The 16,781-nt window shown below is 67.1% G+C and carries 16 protein-coding genes, 1 tRNA gene and 1 other RNA gene; 9 read left to right on the forward strand and 9 right to left on the reverse strand.

The features are described 5' to 3' along the window. Positions 1-39: 39 nt before the first annotated feature. Positions 40-690 (reverse strand): tetratricopeptide repeat protein, encoded by a 651-nt coding sequence (locus OG394_RS23900; RefSeq protein ID WP_328989279.1) that lies wholly within the window; start codon positions 688-690, stop codon positions 40-42. Then, complete coding sequence (rfbA, locus tag OG394_RS23905) at positions 683-1,555, reverse strand: glucose-1-phosphate thymidylyltransferase RfbA (RefSeq protein ID WP_328989280.1); 873 nt, start codon at positions 1,553-1,555, stop codon at positions 683-685. Before rfbA ends, OG394_RS23900 begins: the two co-directional genes overlap by 8 nt. A gap of 54 nt (positions 1,556-1,609) precedes the next feature. On the opposite strand from rfbA, the gene OG394_RS23910 reads away from it, so the two are divergent. Continuing rightward, on the forward strand, positions 1,610-2,236 hold the full coding sequence (locus OG394_RS23910; RefSeq protein ID WP_328989281.1) for a TetR/AcrR family transcriptional regulator: 627 nt from the start codon (positions 1,610-1,612) through the stop codon (positions 2,234-2,236). Here the strand turns inward: OG394_RS23910 and OG394_RS23915 are convergent. Next, positions 2,233-3,861, reverse strand: a complete 1,629-nt coding sequence (locus OG394_RS23915; RefSeq protein ID WP_328989282.1) for a long-chain fatty acid--CoA ligase — start codon at positions 3,859-3,861, stop codon at positions 2,233-2,235. The genes OG394_RS23910 and OG394_RS23915 overlap by 4 nt on opposite strands. 178 nt (positions 3,862-4,039) lie before the next feature. Next, positions 4,040-5,212: an acyl-CoA dehydrogenase family protein gene (locus OG394_RS23920; protein WP_328989283.1), complete on the reverse strand. Its 1,173-nt coding sequence runs from the start codon at positions 5,210-5,212 to the stop codon at positions 4,040-4,042. Between the two features lie 165 nt (positions 5,213-5,377). Here OG394_RS23920 and OG394_RS23925 point away from each other — a divergent pair, with 165 nt between their 5' ends. Beyond that, positions 5,378-6,607 (forward strand): MFS transporter, encoded by a 1,230-nt coding sequence (locus OG394_RS23925; protein WP_328989284.1) that lies wholly within the window; start codon positions 5,378-5,380, stop codon positions 6,605-6,607. Here OG394_RS23925 and OG394_RS23930 read toward each other — a convergent pair. After that, on the reverse strand, positions 6,604-7,389 hold the full coding sequence (locus OG394_RS23930) for an IclR family transcriptional regulator (protein ID WP_328989285.1): 786 nt from the start codon (positions 7,387-7,389) through the stop codon (positions 6,604-6,606). The genes OG394_RS23925 and OG394_RS23930 overlap by 4 nt on opposite strands. A 185-nt stretch (positions 7,390-7,574) precedes the next feature. Between OG394_RS23930 and pcaH the strand changes: the two genes are divergently transcribed. The 4 genes from pcaH to pcaDC are packed head-to-tail and all read left to right on the forward strand — an operon-like array spanning position 7,575 to position 11,097. Next, entirely contained in the window at positions 7,575-8,303 is a 729-nt protein-coding gene (gene pcaH / locus OG394_RS23935; RefSeq protein WP_328989286.1) for a protocatechuate 3,4-dioxygenase subunit beta, read from the forward strand. Continuing rightward, positions 8,296-8,871, forward strand: a complete 576-nt coding sequence (pcaG, locus tag OG394_RS23940) for a protocatechuate 3,4-dioxygenase subunit alpha (protein WP_328989287.1) — start codon at positions 8,296-8,298, stop codon at positions 8,869-8,871. The genes pcaH and pcaG overlap by 8 nt, the downstream gene beginning before the upstream one ends. 16 nt (positions 8,872-8,887) lie before the next feature. Further along, positions 8,888-9,988 carry a lyase family protein gene (locus tag OG394_RS23945; RefSeq protein WP_328989288.1) on the forward strand — a complete coding sequence of 367 codons (1,101 nt, stop codon included), beginning with the start codon at positions 8,888-8,890 and terminating at the stop codon, positions 9,986-9,988. Continuing rightward, on the forward strand, positions 9,985-11,097 hold the full coding sequence (pcaDC, locus tag OG394_RS23950) for a bifunctional 3-oxoadipate enol-lactonase/4-carboxymuconolactone decarboxylase PcaDC (RefSeq protein WP_328989289.1): 1,113 nt from the start codon (positions 9,985-9,987) through the stop codon (positions 11,095-11,097). Before OG394_RS23945 ends, pcaDC begins: the two co-directional genes overlap by 4 nt. Positions 11,098-11,213: 116 nt before the next feature. Here the strand turns inward: pcaDC and nadE are convergent, their stop codons facing one another. The 4 genes from nadE to OG394_RS23970 form a co-directional block, all read right to left on the reverse strand. Continuing rightward, positions 11,214-12,044: an ammonia-dependent NAD(+) synthetase gene (gene nadE / locus OG394_RS23955; RefSeq protein WP_328989290.1), complete on the reverse strand. Its 831-nt coding sequence runs from the start codon at positions 12,042-12,044 to the stop codon at positions 11,214-11,216. A gap of 150 nt (positions 12,045-12,194) precedes the next feature. Next, positions 12,195-12,291: signal recognition particle sRNA small type (ffs, locus tag OG394_RS23960), an RNA gene on the reverse strand. 156 nt (positions 12,292-12,447) lie between these two features. Beyond that, positions 12,448-12,876 carry a hypothetical protein gene (locus tag OG394_RS23965; RefSeq protein WP_328989291.1) on the reverse strand — a complete coding sequence of 143 codons (429 nt, stop codon included), beginning with the start codon at positions 12,874-12,876 and terminating at the stop codon, positions 12,448-12,450. Continuing rightward, positions 12,869-13,384 (reverse strand): RNA polymerase sigma factor, encoded by a 516-nt coding sequence (locus tag OG394_RS23970; RefSeq protein WP_328989292.1) that lies wholly within the window; start codon positions 13,382-13,384, stop codon positions 12,869-12,871. The genes OG394_RS23965 and OG394_RS23970 overlap by 8 nt, the downstream gene beginning before the upstream one ends. Before the next feature lie 174 nt (positions 13,385-13,558). On the opposite strand from OG394_RS23970, the gene OG394_RS23975 reads away from it, so the two are divergent. From OG394_RS23975 to OG394_RS23985, 3 genes are all read left to right on the forward strand, one after another. After that, positions 13,559-13,646, forward strand: a tRNA-Ser gene (locus OG394_RS23975). A 288-nt stretch (positions 13,647-13,934) separates the two neighbouring features. Continuing rightward, on the forward strand, positions 13,935-15,245 hold the full coding sequence (locus OG394_RS23980; RefSeq protein ID WP_328989293.1) for an alpha/beta hydrolase domain-containing protein: 1,311 nt from the start codon (positions 13,935-13,937) through the stop codon (positions 15,243-15,245). A gap of 609 nt (positions 15,246-15,854) precedes the next feature. Then, positions 15,855-16,523: a Type 1 glutamine amidotransferase-like domain-containing protein gene (locus tag OG394_RS23985; protein WP_328989294.1), complete on the forward strand. Its 669-nt coding sequence runs from the start codon at positions 15,855-15,857 to the stop codon at positions 16,521-16,523. Positions 16,524-16,781: the final 258 nt, after the last annotated feature.

Here is a 16,781-nt window from a genome sequence, read left to right on the forward strand (position 1 = left end):
GTCGGCCACCCTAGCGGGCCGCGCCGACAATTCGCGGCCCTACATCTCCAGCCGGGCCTCTTCGACCATGTCCCGGACGGCCTTCGCGCCGACCTCCGCGGCCAGCTCGTCCGCCTCGTCCAGCAGCGCGGCACAGTCCTGCCCGCGCTCCTGGGCGAACGCGATATAGGCCAGACCGATCAGATTCGCCGCGACGCCCGCCGTGAAACCGAGCTCCCGCCGCAACGCGGTCGACTCCTCCAGCATCCCCCGAGCCTCGTCCAGCCGGCCGGACGCGTGCGCGACGAAGCCGAGGTGACGCAGCGCGTACGACCTTGTCAGAGCGTCACCCGCCTCGGTCGCCAGCTCCAGCGAACGCTCGAACAGTGGGACCGCTGTCTCATGGTCATCCCGCACGACCTGCTGGAAACAGCCGATCCAGAACGTCGCCTCGCCCTCGCCGCGGCCATCGTCCAGCGAGCGGTACAACTCGGCGGCGCGCTCGAAAAGCTGCAGCTCACGAGGGTTCTCAACGGCCAGATCAAGCCGGCGCTGGTCGAGATAGACGGCGTGCAAGTTCTGCCCCTGCGCGAGCGCCAGGTCGGCCTCAAGCGCGGTCAGCTCCTGCGCGGCCGCCGGCAGCCCCGAGGCGTCAGCACCGAAGACGGTCCGCTCATACGCCTTGGCAGCCCGTTCGAGTCGCTCAACCACGGTCTTCCTCCAACAGGCCGAGCAGGTAGTCGCCGTACCCCGATTTGGCGAAGCTCTCGGCTCGCGCCCGCAGGCCCTCGTCCCCGATGAACCCCCGGCGCCACGCGATCTCCTCGGGGCAGCCGATCTTCAGACCCTGCCGCTCCTCGACGGCCCGGACGAACTCGCCCGCGGACATCAGGGAGTCGAACGTGCCGGTGTCGAGCCACGCCGTACCCCGCGGCAGCACCTCGACCTGCAGCCGCTTGGCGTCCAGGTAGAACTCGTTGATGCTCGTGATCTCCAGCTCGCCGCGAGCCGACGGCTGGATCGCCTTGGCCACGTCGACCACGTCGCTGGAGTAGAAGTACAGCCCGGGCACGGCGTAGTTGCTGCGCGGGACGGCCGGCTTCTCCTCGATGCTGAGCGCCTGCCCGTTCGCGTCGAACTCGACCACGCCGTACGCCGTGGGGTCCGCGACGCGATAGGCGAACACGACACCGCCGTCGACCTCGTTGAACCGCTGCAGGTGCAGACCGAGACCCGGCCCGTAGAAGATGTTGTCGCCGAGCGCGAGCGCCACCGGTTCGTCGCCGATGAAGTCCGCGCCGATCAGGAACGCCTGCGCGAGACCCTCCGGCTTGGCCTGCACCGCATACGAGATCGCCATCCCGAACTGCGAACCGTCGCCCAGCAGCCGCTGGAACTGGGTCGAGTCCTCCGGGGTGGTGATGATCAGCACCTCGCGGATATTGGCCAGCATCAGCGTGGAGAGCGGGTAGTAGATCATCGGCTTGTCGTAGACCGGCAGCAACTGCTTGCTCGCGGCCAGAGTGAGCGGATGCAATCGGGTGCCGGACCCACCGGCCAGGATGATGCCTCGCATGGGACCGAACCCTACTCGTTGATCGATGGCAGGGCGTCGAGCAGAATCGGCGCCATGTCCACCGCAGCGGCCTCGGGGGTCGGACGGCGTAAGCCGAGCAAGGGTGACCTGACCTCACAGGCCATCCTCGACAGCGCCGAGCGCCTGCTCGCCGACCACGACATCACCGAGATCACCATCGACGGCCTGACCGCGGGCGCCGGGATCTCCCGCTCGGCGTTCTACTTTCACTTTGAATCACGCGCGGCCGTACTGCGTCATCTGGCCGAGCGCGTCGTCGCTGAGCTGTTCGAGGCGGCCGCCATCTGGCTGGACGAGCCGATCCGCGATCAACCCCGCGAGCAGGTACGACGTGCGCTCGCCGCGACGGTGGCCGTCTGGCGGCGCCACGGACCCGTGCTGCGAGGAGCGGTGCGGGCGCAGGACATCGACCCGGAGATCCGGAGCTTCTGGGCCGCGACTGGCCGGCGCCTGCTCACCGCGGTCGAGGCCCGGATCGAGGCCGAGCGGGCGGCCGGGATCGCGCTCGACGGCCCACCGGCGAAGGCGCTCGCGAACGTCCTCATCGCGATGAACGACGAGGTCTGCTTCCACCACTCCCGGACGCGCAAGTCCGCGGCCGCCGATCGCGAGGTGGTCGACACCCTCGCGATCGTCTGGCTGCGAACGCTCTACTCCTAGCTCTCGAGGTGGTAGTCGGCGAACCGTGACCGCAGGTCCTTCTTCGAGAACTTGCCGACACTCGTCTTCGGCACCTCGTCGATGAACTCGACCGCATCCGGGAGCCACCACTTGGCCACCAACGGCTCCAGGTAGGCCAGAATCTCTTCACCAGTTGCGGATTCGCCTTCCTGCAACACCACGCAGGCCAGCGGGCGCTCATCCCACTTGGGGTGCGGGACGCCGACGACGGCCGCCTCCTTGATCTTGGGATGGGCCATCAGCAGGTTCTCGAGTTCGACCGAGCTGATCCATTCGCCGCCGGACTTGACCAGGTCCTTCGTCCGGTCGACGAGCCGGACCGATCCGAAGCGATCAACGGCCGCGACGTCGCCGGTCTTCATCCAGCCGTCCTCGGTGTTGAGCACGACGCCTTCGTCCGGGCGGTAGTACTCGGCGGCGATCCAAGGACCGCGGACCTGCAACTCGCCGGTCGCCTCGTCATCCCAGGGCAGGGGGTCCGTCGTACCGGGCTCGACAATGCGGATTTCCACACCAGGCAAGGGCAAACCCTGCCGCGCACGCAGCCCGGCCTGCTCGTCCTCGGGCAGATCGGCGTACCGCGCGGGCACATGCGCGGCCGTCGCCACCGGACTCGTCTCGGTCATCCCCCAGGCCTGCAGAATGGGCTTGCCGAGCTTCTCGCGGAAGGCCTCCGACAACGCCTGCGGCACGGCTGAACCACCACACGGGATACGGCGCAGATGCGGCAGGTCAACGCCGTCCAGAAGGGGCAACAGTCCTTGCCAAATAGTCGGCACTCCGGCCGTCAGAGTGACTTCCTCCTCCTGCAAGAGCTTGAGGATTCCCTGCGGGCTCATGTCCGGCCCGGGGAACACCAGGTTGGCCCCGGCCATCGGAGCCGCGTGCGCGAGACCCCAGGCGTTCGCGTGGAACATGGGCACGACAGGCATCACCGTGTCCGTCTCGGTGAGGCCGATCGCGGTGTTCGTCAGTACGGCGATGGAGTGCAGCCACGTCGATCGGTGGGAGTAGACGACGCCCTTGGGATTGCCGGTCGTACCGCTGGTGTAGCACATGGCGGCGGCCTGGTTCTCGTCGTCGACGTGGAACTCGACCGGCTCCGCGGCCGCGAGCAGTTCCTCATAATCGTGGAATCGCGGGTCGTCGGGGATCTCTGCGCTTGGTGCGCCAGCGGGCAGGTCGTCCATCACGACGACGTGCCGGACCGTCTCGAAGCGCTCGAGCAATGGCAGGAACAACCCGAGCAGCGAGCGATCGACGAAGATGACCTCGTCCTCGGCGTGATTCGCGATGTAGACGACCTGGTCCGGGAAGAGCCGGATGTTCAGCGTGTGCAGCACCCGGCCGGTGCAAGGCGCGGCGAAGTAGAGCTCCAGGTGGCGCGAGGAATTCCACGCGAAGGTGCCGACGCGGCCGTCCGCGCTGATACCGAGGGTGTCGAGCACTCCGCCGAGGCGTCTGGTCCGCGCGGCCCATTCGCCGTACGTCACTCGCTGCGGGGCCGGCCCGCCGGTCACAATCGTCTTGTCCGGATAGAGCTGCTCCGCCCGGCGGAAGATCGACTCGAGCGTGAGCGGGAAGTCCTGCATCAGACCCTTCATGGGCTCACTGTGCCAGCCCAGGCAAACCCTGACCACTGTGTCGAGCGGCACACCGCCGCCCCCTTTTTCTTGTTCACGAGTGGTCGCATCTTGCCCCTTGCCCACAAACGGTCAGCTGACTGTCGGCGGTTCGGGGGCAAGATGCGACCACTCGTGAACAAGAAAGCAGCGGCAGGGGCTAGTGGAAGTGCTGGCCGATTTTGCGGTGGCCGCGGAGCAGGTCGCGGGAGACGATCAGCCGCTGCATCTCGTCCGTACCCTCGAAGATGCGCCACAGCCGCACCTCGCGGAACCAGCGCTCGACCGGCAGCTCCTTCGTGTACCCCATGCCGCCGTGGATCTGGAGCACCCGGTCCGCGATCCGGTTCGCCGTATTCGTGCCGTACAGCTTCGCGATCGCCGAATCGTGCTGCGGATGCCGCCCCTGGTCGACCACCCACGCGGCGTACAGCACCAGCCAGCGCGCGGCCTCGAGTTCGACCTCGGAGTCGGCGATCATCCACTGGATCGCCTGGTTGTCACCGATCGGCTTGCCGAACGTCTCGCGCGTGTTGGCGTGGTCGATCGCCATCTGCAGCAGGCGTTCACAAGTACCAATGGCTCGCGCGGGAATGATGTAGCGGCCCTTCATGATCCAGCGCATCGCCAGTTCGTAGCCCTGGCCGATCTCGCCGAGCACCCGGTCGGCCGGCACCCGTACGTCGTCGAAGTTCAGCGTGGCGGGCGAGGCCGGGCCCATCGTGATGATCGGGTCGGACGTCCAGCCGAGCTCGCGATCGACCAGGAACGCGGTGAAGCCGCCCTTGGACCCGAGCTCCGCGTCCGTGACCGCGATGACGATGGCGAAATCGGCCTGGTGACCACCGGTGATGAAGGTCTTCTCGCCGCGGATCACCCAGTCGTCGCCGTCGCGCTTGGCCGTTGTCCGGATCGAACGGGTGTCGGAGCCGGCGCCTGGCTCGGTGATCGCGAAACAAGACTTGCGCTCACCGGAGATCGTCGGCAGGAGGTATTCCTTGGCCTGCTCGTCGTTGCACTCGTAGAGGATGTTGTCGGCCTCACCGCCGAACGAGAACCCCAGCAGGGATCGCCCGAGCTCGGCCGAGACCAGCGCCTGATCGACTGCGGACAAACCCATCCCGCCGTACTCCTCGGGAGTGCTCAGACCCCAGAAACCGAAGGATTTCGCCTTCTGCTGCAGGTCGCGGATCACGTCGGGCGCGACGCCGATCTCGCCCGCTCGCTCCCGCCGCAGTACGTCGTTCTCGAGCGGGATCAGTTCGCGGCGGACGAACTCGCGCGTGGTCTCACGGATGGCCCGTTGTTCGTCGGTGAGGGAGAAGTCGACCATGGGCGTTCCGTCCTCGGGGTATCGGTTTCTCGACAGGGTGTCGATTCTGCCTTCGGTCGTTGTGCCTGGCTAGAGCTTCCGCTCAACGGAAGGCAGGTAGCCGTCATCCTGGCCGCTACCGGAAGGTCGTCAACACACTGCCGGCGTCAACCCCTGGAGGTCGCGATGAGTGTCGCGGGGAGTACGACGAACAAGCGTTGGGTCCTGCCCTTGTGCTGGACCTCGGTACTGCTGGACGGTTTCGACCTGGTCGTGCTCGGCACGGTCACGCCGGTGCTGCTGGCCGACAAGGTCTGGGGGTACGGCCCGGGCGTCGCGTCGGCGGTCGCCACCGCCGGCCTGGTCGGCATGACCTTCGGCGCCCTCGCGATCGGTACCGTCACCGACGTCATCGGCCGACGGCGCGCCATGCTGCTGGCCGTCAGCCTCTTCTCGTTCTTCACCTTGCTCTGCGCGTTCGCGCCGTCCGCGGGCGCTTTCGGCCTCCTGCGCTTCCTGGCGGGGCTCGGCCTCGGCGGCTGCCTGCCGACCGCGATCACGTTGGTCACCGAATACTCACCACACGGCAAGAACGGCAGCTCCACTACCACGATCATGACCGGCTACCACGTCGGCGCCGTACTCACGGCCTTGCTCGGGATCCTGGTGATCCCGTCGCTGGGTTGGCGGGCGATGTTCGTGATCGGCGCCGTGCCCGCGTTGGTGCTGGTGCCGTTGATGTACCGCTATCTGCCGGAGTCGCCCTCGTTCCAGCGCGGCGAACGCTCCGCTCGTCAAGGCGTCGACTCGGTCAAGTCGCTACTCCGTCCGGGCTTCCGGCGGGCCAGTATCGCCTTCTGGGTAACGTCTTTCATGGGTCTGCTGCTGGTCTACGGCCTCAACACGTGGTTGCCGCAGATCATGCGCGAGGCGGGCTATCCCCTCGGCGCTGCGCTCAGTCTGCTGCTCACGCTGAACGTCGGCGCGATTCTCGGTCTGCTCGTCGCGGGCCGCATCGCCGACCGCACGGAACTGCGCCCGGTCACGATCGCGTGGTTCGCTGGTGGGGCTGTCTTCCTGGCCCTGCTGAGCGTTCGTCTGCCCGGGCCGATCTTGTACGCCGCCGTACTGCTCTCGGGCGCTTTCGTCTTCGCGGCCCAGGTTTTGGTTTATGCGTACGTCGGCCGGGTTTATCCCGCTGAGAGTCGTGCGACTGGTTTGGGGTGGACCGCGGGCGTTGGGCGTCTTGGGGCGATCACCGGGCCGATCCTCGGCGGGGCGTTGTTGTCTGCGGGGATCGCGTTTCCGTGGGGTTTTTACGCGTTCGCGGTGGTGGGGACGTTGGCCGCGATCGCCGTCACGATGGTCCAGCGCCCCGCCTCGAGTCACGCCTCGGCTGTCACTCGTCCCGCCTAGTGCTGCCAGGGCGCGGAGGTTCGGCGTACGGACGTGGGAAGGCCGGAGGCATTCGGGGCGCCAAGTGCCCGGGAAATGCCTCTGGCGGCGGCCCTGACGAGTGGTACCAACGTCATCGGGTCCTGCTCGCCATACGGGACTACGGCCGAGATAGCCGCCGCCACCCGATCATCCGGGCCGTAGACCGGTGCTGCGACCGACAGACTGATCATCTCGATCTGCCGATCACTGATCGCATAACCATCACGTCGTACGTCGGCCAACACCCGGCGCAGCTGGCTCCCTGACGAGATAGTCCGCTCGGTGTACTGCTTCAACGGCGCCGCGATGACCGCTTCCTGAACGTCGTGATCCGCATGCGCCAGCAGGGCCAACCCGACACCAGTCGCGTGCAACGGCAGCCGCCCGCCTACCCGCGTAAAGACGTGCACCGCACCTCGGCCCGAGATCCGCTCGAGGAACACCGCCTCAAGCCCGTCCAGCACCGCCAACTGCGCGTGCTGCCGCGTCGCCTCGTACACGTCTTCGAGGAACGGCATCGCGCTCTCCCGCAGCCCCAACCCCCGAGGCGCAAGCGACGCGATCTCCCACAACCAAAGGCCGATCCGGTACCGCCCATCCTCATCCCGCTCAAGCGCACCGCCCTTGGTCAACTCGCCAACGAGCCGATGAGTAGTGGTCAGCGACAACCCCGCCCGCCGGCTGATCTCCGACAACGTCTGCAACGCCGTCCGCTCACTAAACGTCCGAAGAATCGACAACAACCTCTCACTAACAGTCACCGCCACCTCCCCCACCTCCTCACAGACGTTCATCGGTCCCTCGTGACCCGGCGTGTCGCCGTTCATCGGCCCCTTGTGACCAAACGAGTATCCCCCACGGACTTCCGGTGAGCGGAAACCACCGGTGCGTCCCGCAGTGGCTTAACGGAGGATCGCAGCGAACCAGACCGACGGAGGACGTGCAGATGACCGTGACCGACCCGCAGGCGCCGTACCGCCAGGATCCACCGGGGACCCATCCGCCGTACGACTTGCCGGGCTATCGCAGTTCCGCCCTCCGGCACCCCAAGCGCCCCTTGCTCCTGCTGCCGCAACGCCTGACCGAGGTCACCGGTCCGCTTCTTGGCGCCGACGCGGTGGCCGAGGGGGACAACGATCTGACCCAGTGGAACGGCGGCGAGGCGATCGGCCAGCGGATCGTCGTCCACGGCCGCGTGCTCGACTCCGGTGGCAAGCCCGTGCCCGACACGCTGCTGGAGGTATGGCAGGCCAATGCGGGCGGGCGTTACCGGCACGCGATCGACCGGTGGCCGTCGCGGCTGGATCCGCATTTCGCCGGCGTCGGCCGGACCGTGACCGATGCCCAGGGCAACTACCAGTTCACCACGATTCGCCCAGGCGCTTATCCCTGGCGAAATCACGACAATGCCTGGCGGCCGGCGCATATCCATTTCTCGTTGTTCGGGCAGGCGTTCACGCAGCGACTGGTGACGCAGATGTACTTCGCCGACGACCCGTTGTTCTTCCAGGACCCGATCTTCAACTCGGTCCCCGACGTTAAGGCCCGCCAGCGAATGGTCGCGTCGTACGACCATGACGCCACCGTGCCGGAATGGGCGCTCGGCGTGAAATTCGACATCGTGCTGCGCGGTAAAGAGGCGACGCCGTTCGAGAGCGAGCCGGACGATGACTGAAGTCCGGCTGGGCACCACGCCATCGCAGACAGTCGGCCCGTACGTCGCGATCGGACTCGACTGGCCGGAGGGTCACGCGATGGTCGCCGAGGGCACGCCGGGCGCGGTGATCCTGGAGGGCCGGATGTACGACGGTGCCGGGAACGCCATTCCCGATGGCATGGTCGAGGTCTGGCAGCCGGATCCGGCCGGGCGGTTCCCCCATCCGGCCGACCCGCGCGGCGCCTCGGAATATCCGGGCTTTCGTAATCTCGGCCGGTCGTTGACCGATTCGGAGGGGCGGTACTGGTTCCGCACCTTATTGCCTGGCGCTCTGCCTATTCCCGGCGAGGATGGCGAGGTAGAGGCGCCGCATTTCAATCTGACGGTCTTCGCTCGCGGTTTGATGAAGCATCTGGTGACGCGGGTGTATTTGCCGGGCGAATTGGCCAACCTCAAGGATCCGGTTTTCCGCACGCTCGACCCCGCGGATCGCGACGCCCTCACCGCCGTACCGCTGGGTGTTGATGGATTGCGGTTCGACATCCATTTGCAAGGCGCGCACGAGACGCCGTTCTTCCAGGTATGACCTTTTGGAGGCTGGGATGAGCTCGCTGTTCGGGCCGATCTTCGGCGAATCCGCGATTGCCGACGCGACCTCGGATCGGGCCTTGCTGCGGGCGCTCTGCGACGCGGAGGCCGCCCTTGCCGAGGCGTGCGCGCACGTTGGCCTGATCGAATCGCACCAGGCGGCCGCGGTTGCGAAGGCCTGTGCCGAGTTGGCCGCCATGGACCCGGCGGAGCTCGGGCTCGAAGCTGTTGCTGGTGGCAACCCGGTGATCCCGCTGGCTCGTCGGCTGCAATCGGCCGTGCCGCAGGCGCATTTCGGCGCTACGAGTCAGGACATCCTTGACACCGCGTTGATGCTGATCAGCAGGGATGCGCTCGCTCTCGTGGTGACCGATCTGCGGGCCATCGAGACGGCCGTCGCGTCGTTGGCTGATGCGCACCGCAGTACGCCGATGATCGGCAGAACCCTTCTACAGCAGGCGATTCCGACCACCTTCGGTGCCCTCGCCGCCATCTGGGGCATGAGCTTCGTGCGGGTCATCGAAGGGTTGAGCTTGGAGCTGCCCGCGCAGGTGGGAGGCGCGGCCGGGACGATGGCCGGCTGGCACCCGCACGGGTTCGAGGTCCGCGCCCGGTACGCCGAGAACCTGGGACTGGTCGATCCCGGTTACGTCTGGCACACCGACCGCACGCCGGTGACCCAACTCGCAGGCGCCCTCGGCTCGGCCGCCGCCGCGATCGCGAAGGTTGCCACCGACATCGTTCTGCTCAGCCAATCCGAGATCGCCGAGGTGAGCGAACAGGCGCCGGGTGGTTCGTCCGCGATGCCGCACAAGCAAAACCCGATCGCCGCCATCACGGCTCGCGCCTCCGCCGCCCAAGCCCCGGGGCTCGTCGCCACACTCCTCGCTGCCGGATCACCCGAACTCCAACGCGGCGCGGGTCCTTGGCACGCCGAATGGCCCGCCCTCGTGTCGTTGCTCCGGGCAACCGGTGGCGCCGCAAACCGCCTACGTACGTCGATTGAGGGCCTCCGCGTCGATCCCGCACGGATGGCTCGGGCCCTCGGTCCCGGCTTCGACCTCGGCCACGCCGTCGAAACCGTCGACCGCTACCTGAGCCGGAGAACTCAATGACCTCGTGGTCCGAAGAAGGTCCGCGGGATGCGCAACCGCTGGTCCTACTCAACTCGATCGGCTCGTCCACGGAGATCTGGACTCCCTGCCTAGGCCCCTTGGCCGAGCAGTTCCGGGTCATCCGCATCGACCTGCCCGGCCACGGCACCGCGCCGGCCGGTCCGTTCACCATCGAGAGCTTCGGCGAGCAGGTCGTCGCCATCCTGGACGAACTCGGCATCACCCGCGCCCACCTGGCCGGCATCTCCCTCGGCGGCATGATCGGCCAATGGCTCGCCGCCAACCATCCCGCACGCGTAGCCCGGCTGGCGTTGATCTGCACCTCGGCCTGGTTGCCCCCAGCAACGAAATGGCTGGACCGAGCCGCCGTCGTACGCGCCGCCGGCCTCGAAGCAATCGCCGACACCGTCCTCAACGTCTGGACGATGCCAAGCTCGGCCGCGACGGTCTCGGCCCGGCGTCCGGCGTCCGACCGGCTCCGGAAGATGTTGCTGGCGGTCGATCCCGAGAGCTACGCCAACTGTTGCGAGGCCATCGCCGCGACGGACCTACGCCCGGAACTCCCACGCATCGCCGCGCGCACGCTCATCCTGTACGGCGAAAACGACCCGGCCACGCCACGACCCCACGCCGAGGCGCTCGCGGACGGCATCTCCGGTTCCCGGTTGGAGGCGATCCCGGACGCGGCCCACATACCGACGATCGATCAGCCGGGACTCGTCGCGTCGTACCTGCTGGACCATTTCCGCGAAGGCGGCACGCTCGCCAAGGGATACGAAACCCGCCGCGCCGTACTCGGTGACGCCCACGTCGATCGCGCCCGGACAACCGGTTTCGGCGCGCCGTTCCAGGAGTTCATCACCCGGTACGCCTGGGGCGACGTCTGGTCCAGGCCCGGTCTCTCCCGCCGCGAACGCTCGATCGCCACACTCGCCGCCCTCGTCACCCTCGGCGCCGACCACGAGCTCGCCATGCACGTCCGCGCCGCCCAACGCAACGGCCTCACCGCGGACGAGATCGCCGAACTCCTCCTCCACACTTCCCTCTACGCCGGCCTCCCCCGCGCCAACCGCGCCCTCGCCATAGCCCGCGAAACCCTGACCGACTAGCTCAGCCTCAAGTCTTTCCGTTCATTCGTCGCAAACCGCCCTCTCAGCTCAGCGGACCTGTGCGGGTCGGCGAACGGGAGAGGGCGGTTTGCGACGAATGAACGGAAAGACTTCGGTCAGTGGATGCGCGGGACCTCGATCGGGGTGGCGCGCTTGTGCTCGGTACGGCGGTGCCAGTCGATGATCGTGGCCGCCGTGGCGTCGTCGACGGGCTTGCCCTCGAGGAAGTCGTCGATCTGGTCGTACGTCAGGCCGAACACCTGCTCATCGGGCAGACCTGGCGAGTCGGATTCCAGGTCGGCCGTCGGCACCTTCTGCACCAACTCCGCGGGCGCGCCGAGGGCTGCCGCGACCGCGCGAACCCGGCGCTTGGTCAGACCCGAGAGCGGGGTGAGGTCGCACGCCCCGTCGCCGTACTTCGTGAAGAAGCCCATCACCGCCTCGGCCGCGTGGTCCGTGCCGACGACCAGTCCACCCTTGGCGGCGCCGATGGCGTACTGCGCGATCATCCGCTGCCGCGCCTTGACGTTGCCGTGGTGGAAATCGGCGCGATCGCTCGGGTCGGTCCCCGCCTTCGCGAGCGCGTCCCGCATCGCATCGGCGGCAGGCCTGATGTCCACGGTGAGCGTCTCATCCGGGCGGATGAACTCGAGCGCACGCTGCGCGTCATCCTCGTCATGCTGCACGCCGTACGGCAACCGAACCGCGACGAACCGGGCGTGCTTGCCGTCACCGCGCGCGCGTTCCACCGCGAGCTGGCACAACCGGCCGGCCGTGGCCGAGTCGACGCCGCCGCTGATCCCCAGCACGTACGCCCTGGCGCCGGAACTGGCCAGCATCCCCGTCAGAAAGCTGATCCGGCGCTCGATCTCCGCGTCCACGTCGAACTCACCGGGCACCCCCAGCTCCGTCCGGATCAACTCCTGCCGGCCGCCGTACTCGCTCATCGAACTCCTCATCTCAAGTAGAAGTCCCAGCCTAGGCGGCAGCGCGCAAGCCACCGAGCGCTGTCCGCCGTACGTCTGCCGCCTGCAGGTTCAACCGCGGCCGTCAATCGCGGCAAACCTGCCACGAGCGCCTGCGGACCCGGGTCCGGACATAAGGATTCCCCGCGCACCCGGAAGAGCTCACTTACCCTTGCTGCCTTCCGGCCCTGGGGGAGTTGGGCGAGATACCGCCACGCGGGGAACCAGCCAGAAGCATACGCGATCGACCTAGGTCGACCCAATTCGGCCTAGGTCAGCAACAACGTGATGCCGGCGATGAGCAGGCCGGCCAAAATCGCGGTCAACAGGCCGATCCGGCCGGACGACGCGTGCCTGAGTGCGATGGCGAGTGGTCCGATTGGTTTCATGGTCTTCCCCTCAGTCGACGTTCAATGGTTCTGAGCCGGGCTCGCTCGACGTAAGCGCGTACGAGGATCAGGGCCGCCGCTCCGATCAGCGGCAATGCGGCCAGCCGGGCCGTCCCGATGAGCAAGAGCCCGCCCTCACACAAGACCCCGAATGCCAGCGCGAGCCATCCGGCGATCACGCGATCCCGCACGAACAACCGGCCTTTGCGGTGCAGCCTCCACCCGGCGTACGTCGTCCAGCAGATGCCGATCACGACGAGCACTCCGAAAGCAAGGTGAGTCCGCAACGGCAGGCGCGGTTCGGACAGCCAGAGCGCGGCGACCAAGATCGTCATGCTGCCCGCGGCCAACGCCAGCGCGAGGTTGACGATGCGCCACTTGAGCGACGCCGCCTTGGCCAATCTGGCCAACGTCTGCTCACTCACGAGCGGCCTCCTCTCGCACCATCCGTCTGGCTCGGTGCAGACGGGACTTCACCGTTCCCACCGGTATACGAAGGATCTCCGCACACTCGTCCAGACTCAGATCGTGGAGATGGAACATCACCAGAACCTCCCGCTCCACCAGCGGCAACGCGCTCAGCCACCGCGTTATGACCAGCCGATCAATCAGTACGTCGACCGGATCCTCACCCGCGAGCTCCGTCGGCGCACCTCCCGCCGAGCCATCGGCGTACTTGCCCCGAAGCTGATTCATCACCTGCCGCCGAGCCACCGTGAACAACCAGGCCGCGAACCGCTCCGGCTGCCGCAACCGTGGCAGCCCCTTCAAAACCGCCAGCCAAACCTCCTGCCCGACGTCCTCGGCCGGCCCCGCCCCCACCAGCATGTGCCGGACGTATTCCGCGACGGGCCTCTCCCACACCCTCACCAACTCCGCGAACGCCTCCCGATCCCCCAACTGCGCCCGGACGACAAGCAGCTCGCTCTCCACCCACCCTCCTTCCACAGCCGCTTCCAGACCACCTCGACCATCCGCTTCCACCAGTACAGTCGCGAACCACCCCGCCCAGGTTCACGCCCCCGGACCCGACCCGCCCCGGCGTCTCCCCAACCCTCACGGCCCTCGATTTCGACTCCGAGCCCGAACCGCGTATTCTCCTGCCTTGGAGGATTCGCCTAGAGGCCTAGGGCGCACGCTTGGAAAGCGTGTTGGGGGCAACCCCTCACGAGTTCGAATCTCGTATCCTCCGCCACTCCCCGAGAGGCACAAAACCGCAGGTCAGAGCGCGGTTCGGACTCTGGCGGATGAACGAGAGACGGGCCGGTCCCAGCAGCGACCGGCCCGTCTCTGTTCCTGAGGATCTCAGCAGCCCTCTCAGGCCAGGCCGCAGCAGCGGCGACGCCGGTCCGGATAGTGCGTCGGGTGATCACCGGACGGCGGTGCGTGGCCCTGCCGCTCCGTCGAGGACCTTGTTGGGGGCTTGACGGAGGCGTAGCGTCGCTGGTGTCCCTTTCGGGACAATGGTGTGGGGAGGGGTCCGATGCATCAGCTCTTCCGGCCCTGTCATGTACTGATCCAGGCAGTGGCTGTCGCTTTGATCTCGTCTCTGGGGGTCTCGGGAGCTGCGGACGCAACGACCGACGACCGGCTCCTGTCGCCGACAGTCAAGCAGGTCGGTACCTTCGCCGGTGTGCCATACGTCCAGTACGACGGCATATTCGAAGGCGACACGTCTACCGGCGCCTTTCGTGTGCCCTACCGCATCACGGCACCGACCGATCCCTCGCTCGGAAACGCGACGGTTCTGGTCGAACCGTCTCACTTCGTCATCGGACTCGGCGCCCTGAACATCTATCTGCGCCCAGACTTGCTCTTCACGCGCGGCTTTGCACACGCCGGCGTCGGATGGAGTACGACGTCGTTCGGCCCGGGAGCCGATCAGCGAATCCTCGACCCGTCGGCACCGGGTGTCTTCATCGAGGGTGGAGTCGAGGACTCCGGAGGGCGGACCGACCACGAGATCATCACGGAGTTCGCCAAGGCGCTGGCGACGGACCCGGAGGCCGGTTCGATGCTCGGCCGGGTGTCGCGTCGGTATGCCACCGGCTTCTCCGACTCGTCGTTCGCCATCATGGACCTTGTCACCTCGGGGCGCGCCGCGAACGTGTTCGATCTCGCGCTGCCGTTCACCACCGAAGGGGCTGACCCGCAACTCGCGATCGCCGCTCGGCGCTACAGCGGCAAGCTCGTCATCGTGAACTCCGAGGCGGAAGTATCGGACAACCTCGTCGACCGCGGCGTCGCCCCGAACCATTACCGGTTCTATGCCGTCGCTGGTACACCGCACATACCCGATTTCCTTGACGTTCCGTTCTTCTCGAGTGGATCGACGCCGGCGTCCTGGGTACCAGCGCTGCGCGCACACTTCCTGCAGGGCCATCGCTGGGTCGTGACCGGCGCACCTCCCCCGTCGAGCTACCACCTGAAGACAGCCGCCGACCGTGAAGTGGCCAGGGATGCCAACGGCAACGCGATCGCTGTGAACGCGAGTGGACAACCGGTCCCGCGCCTGCCGTTCCTCGAGCTCGGCGAGGCGCGCTTCGTCACCGGTTTCACCGGGTCGTACGCCGACGTACGAACAATCGCGCAACTCGGCTTCGGAGCCCACGCTGCCTACGCCAAAGCCTTCAGGGACCGACTCGCGGCGTACCTCAAGGCCGGCTACATCCTCTCGGACGATGCAGCCAGCATGCGTGCGCGGTCAGGGCTGTGTGTCCCGCTCACCTACACGGAGACATACCGCGACCACTACGAGCAGTTCGTCGCCATCGCCTCCTGCACTACCGCCTAGCAGCGCTGCTCAGCTCCCGCGGCTTTCTGTCCGTTAGCTCGCAGACGCTGACGTGGGCACTCCGGACTTCCAACTCGTGTTTCAGCACTCGACGGACAGCGGCTGAAACACAGGCCCAGGCGGATCTGCGATGCTGCCACAGGGTCTCATTGTGTGGGTCTCATCCGCGACAGTTCGGGGTCATTCGCCATGGTTCAGAGCCCATGTCGGCAAGGCTCAGAAGTGCGTCAGGACCTGCGCTGAACCTCGGATTGCGGTCTTGGAAAGCGTGTTGGGGGCAACCCCTCACGAGTTCGAATCTCGTATCCTCCGCCACTCCCCGAGTGACCGGTTGACCGGTGTTTCCGCTGGTCAGAGCACCATCCGGCACTCAGCGAGTACGAACACAAGGAAGGGCGGTTCCCGGTCTCGGGAACCGCCCTTCTGCCGTTCAGTCTCAACAGGCCTCTCAGGCAGGCACCAGGACTGTCGGATCCGGAACGTAGTGTTCGTGGAACAGGTGAATGGTGGCCATTCGAGGGCGCCACAGGGCACGACAAGGAGTCAGGCGATGACGCGTCCGCGGTGCTTATGTCACACGAATCCGTCGCACTCAACTCGGGAGGCGTTGTGAAGCTCCTTCTCACATCCGGAGGCGTTACGAACGAGAGCATCCGCGATGCGCTGGTCGATCTGCTGGGCAAGCCGATCTCCGAGTCCCGTGCGCTCTGCATCCCCACGGCGCAGTGGGGCCAGCCGATGCTCGGGCCCGCCTCGGTGCGAAGCTTCGTCGCCGGCGAGCCTCCGTGGCACATGATGACCAGCCTGGGCTGGGCGTCCTTGGGCGTCCTGGAGCTCACCGCGCTGCCCAGCATCGGCGAGGAGCGGTGGGTGCCGTGGGTCCGAGAGGCCGACGTGCTGCTGGTGGACGGCGGCGAGACGACGTACCTGTGCCACTGGATGCGAGAGTCAGGGCTGTCGCGGGTCATGCTGTCGCTGCCCGAGACGGTCTGGGTAGGGATGAGCGCCGGCAGCATGGTGATGACACCGCGGATCGGTGACGACTTCGTCTCGTGGCCGTCTGCCCTGGACGACCGCACGCTCGGGGCCGTCGACTTCTCGATCTTCCCGCACCTGGACCACGAGCAGATGCCGGAGAACACCATGGCCGACGCGGAGAGATGGGCCGCCGGCATCGCCGGTCCGGCATACGCCATCGACGACCAGACCGCCATCAAGGTGACCGACGGCACCGTCGAGGTCATCTCCGAAGGACACTGGAAGGCCTTCCCCGCATAGCCGCCGACTGCTATCGGAGTGTCCCAGCGCCCCTCCTGCGCGTCGTGCTTGGTCACGCCGCCGACCGACGGCATAGCCTGACCGCTCATGCCGCGTTGGGCGCGCGGCGTACGGCGATGCGCCGGGCGCGTCCAGTGCCGCGTGCGGACTTGGCTAGACGGGCTGCAGGTTGTTGCGATGGGGTCGCCTTGACCGTCGTCGAGCGGCCACCGTAGGTTTCTCGAGTGCCCACCGTGACTGGTCCGACGCGCACATGAA

Source organism: Kribbella sp. NBC_01245, from assembly GCF_036226525.1.
Taxonomy (GTDB): domain Bacteria; phylum Actinomycetota; class Actinomycetes; order Propionibacteriales; family Kribbellaceae; genus Kribbella.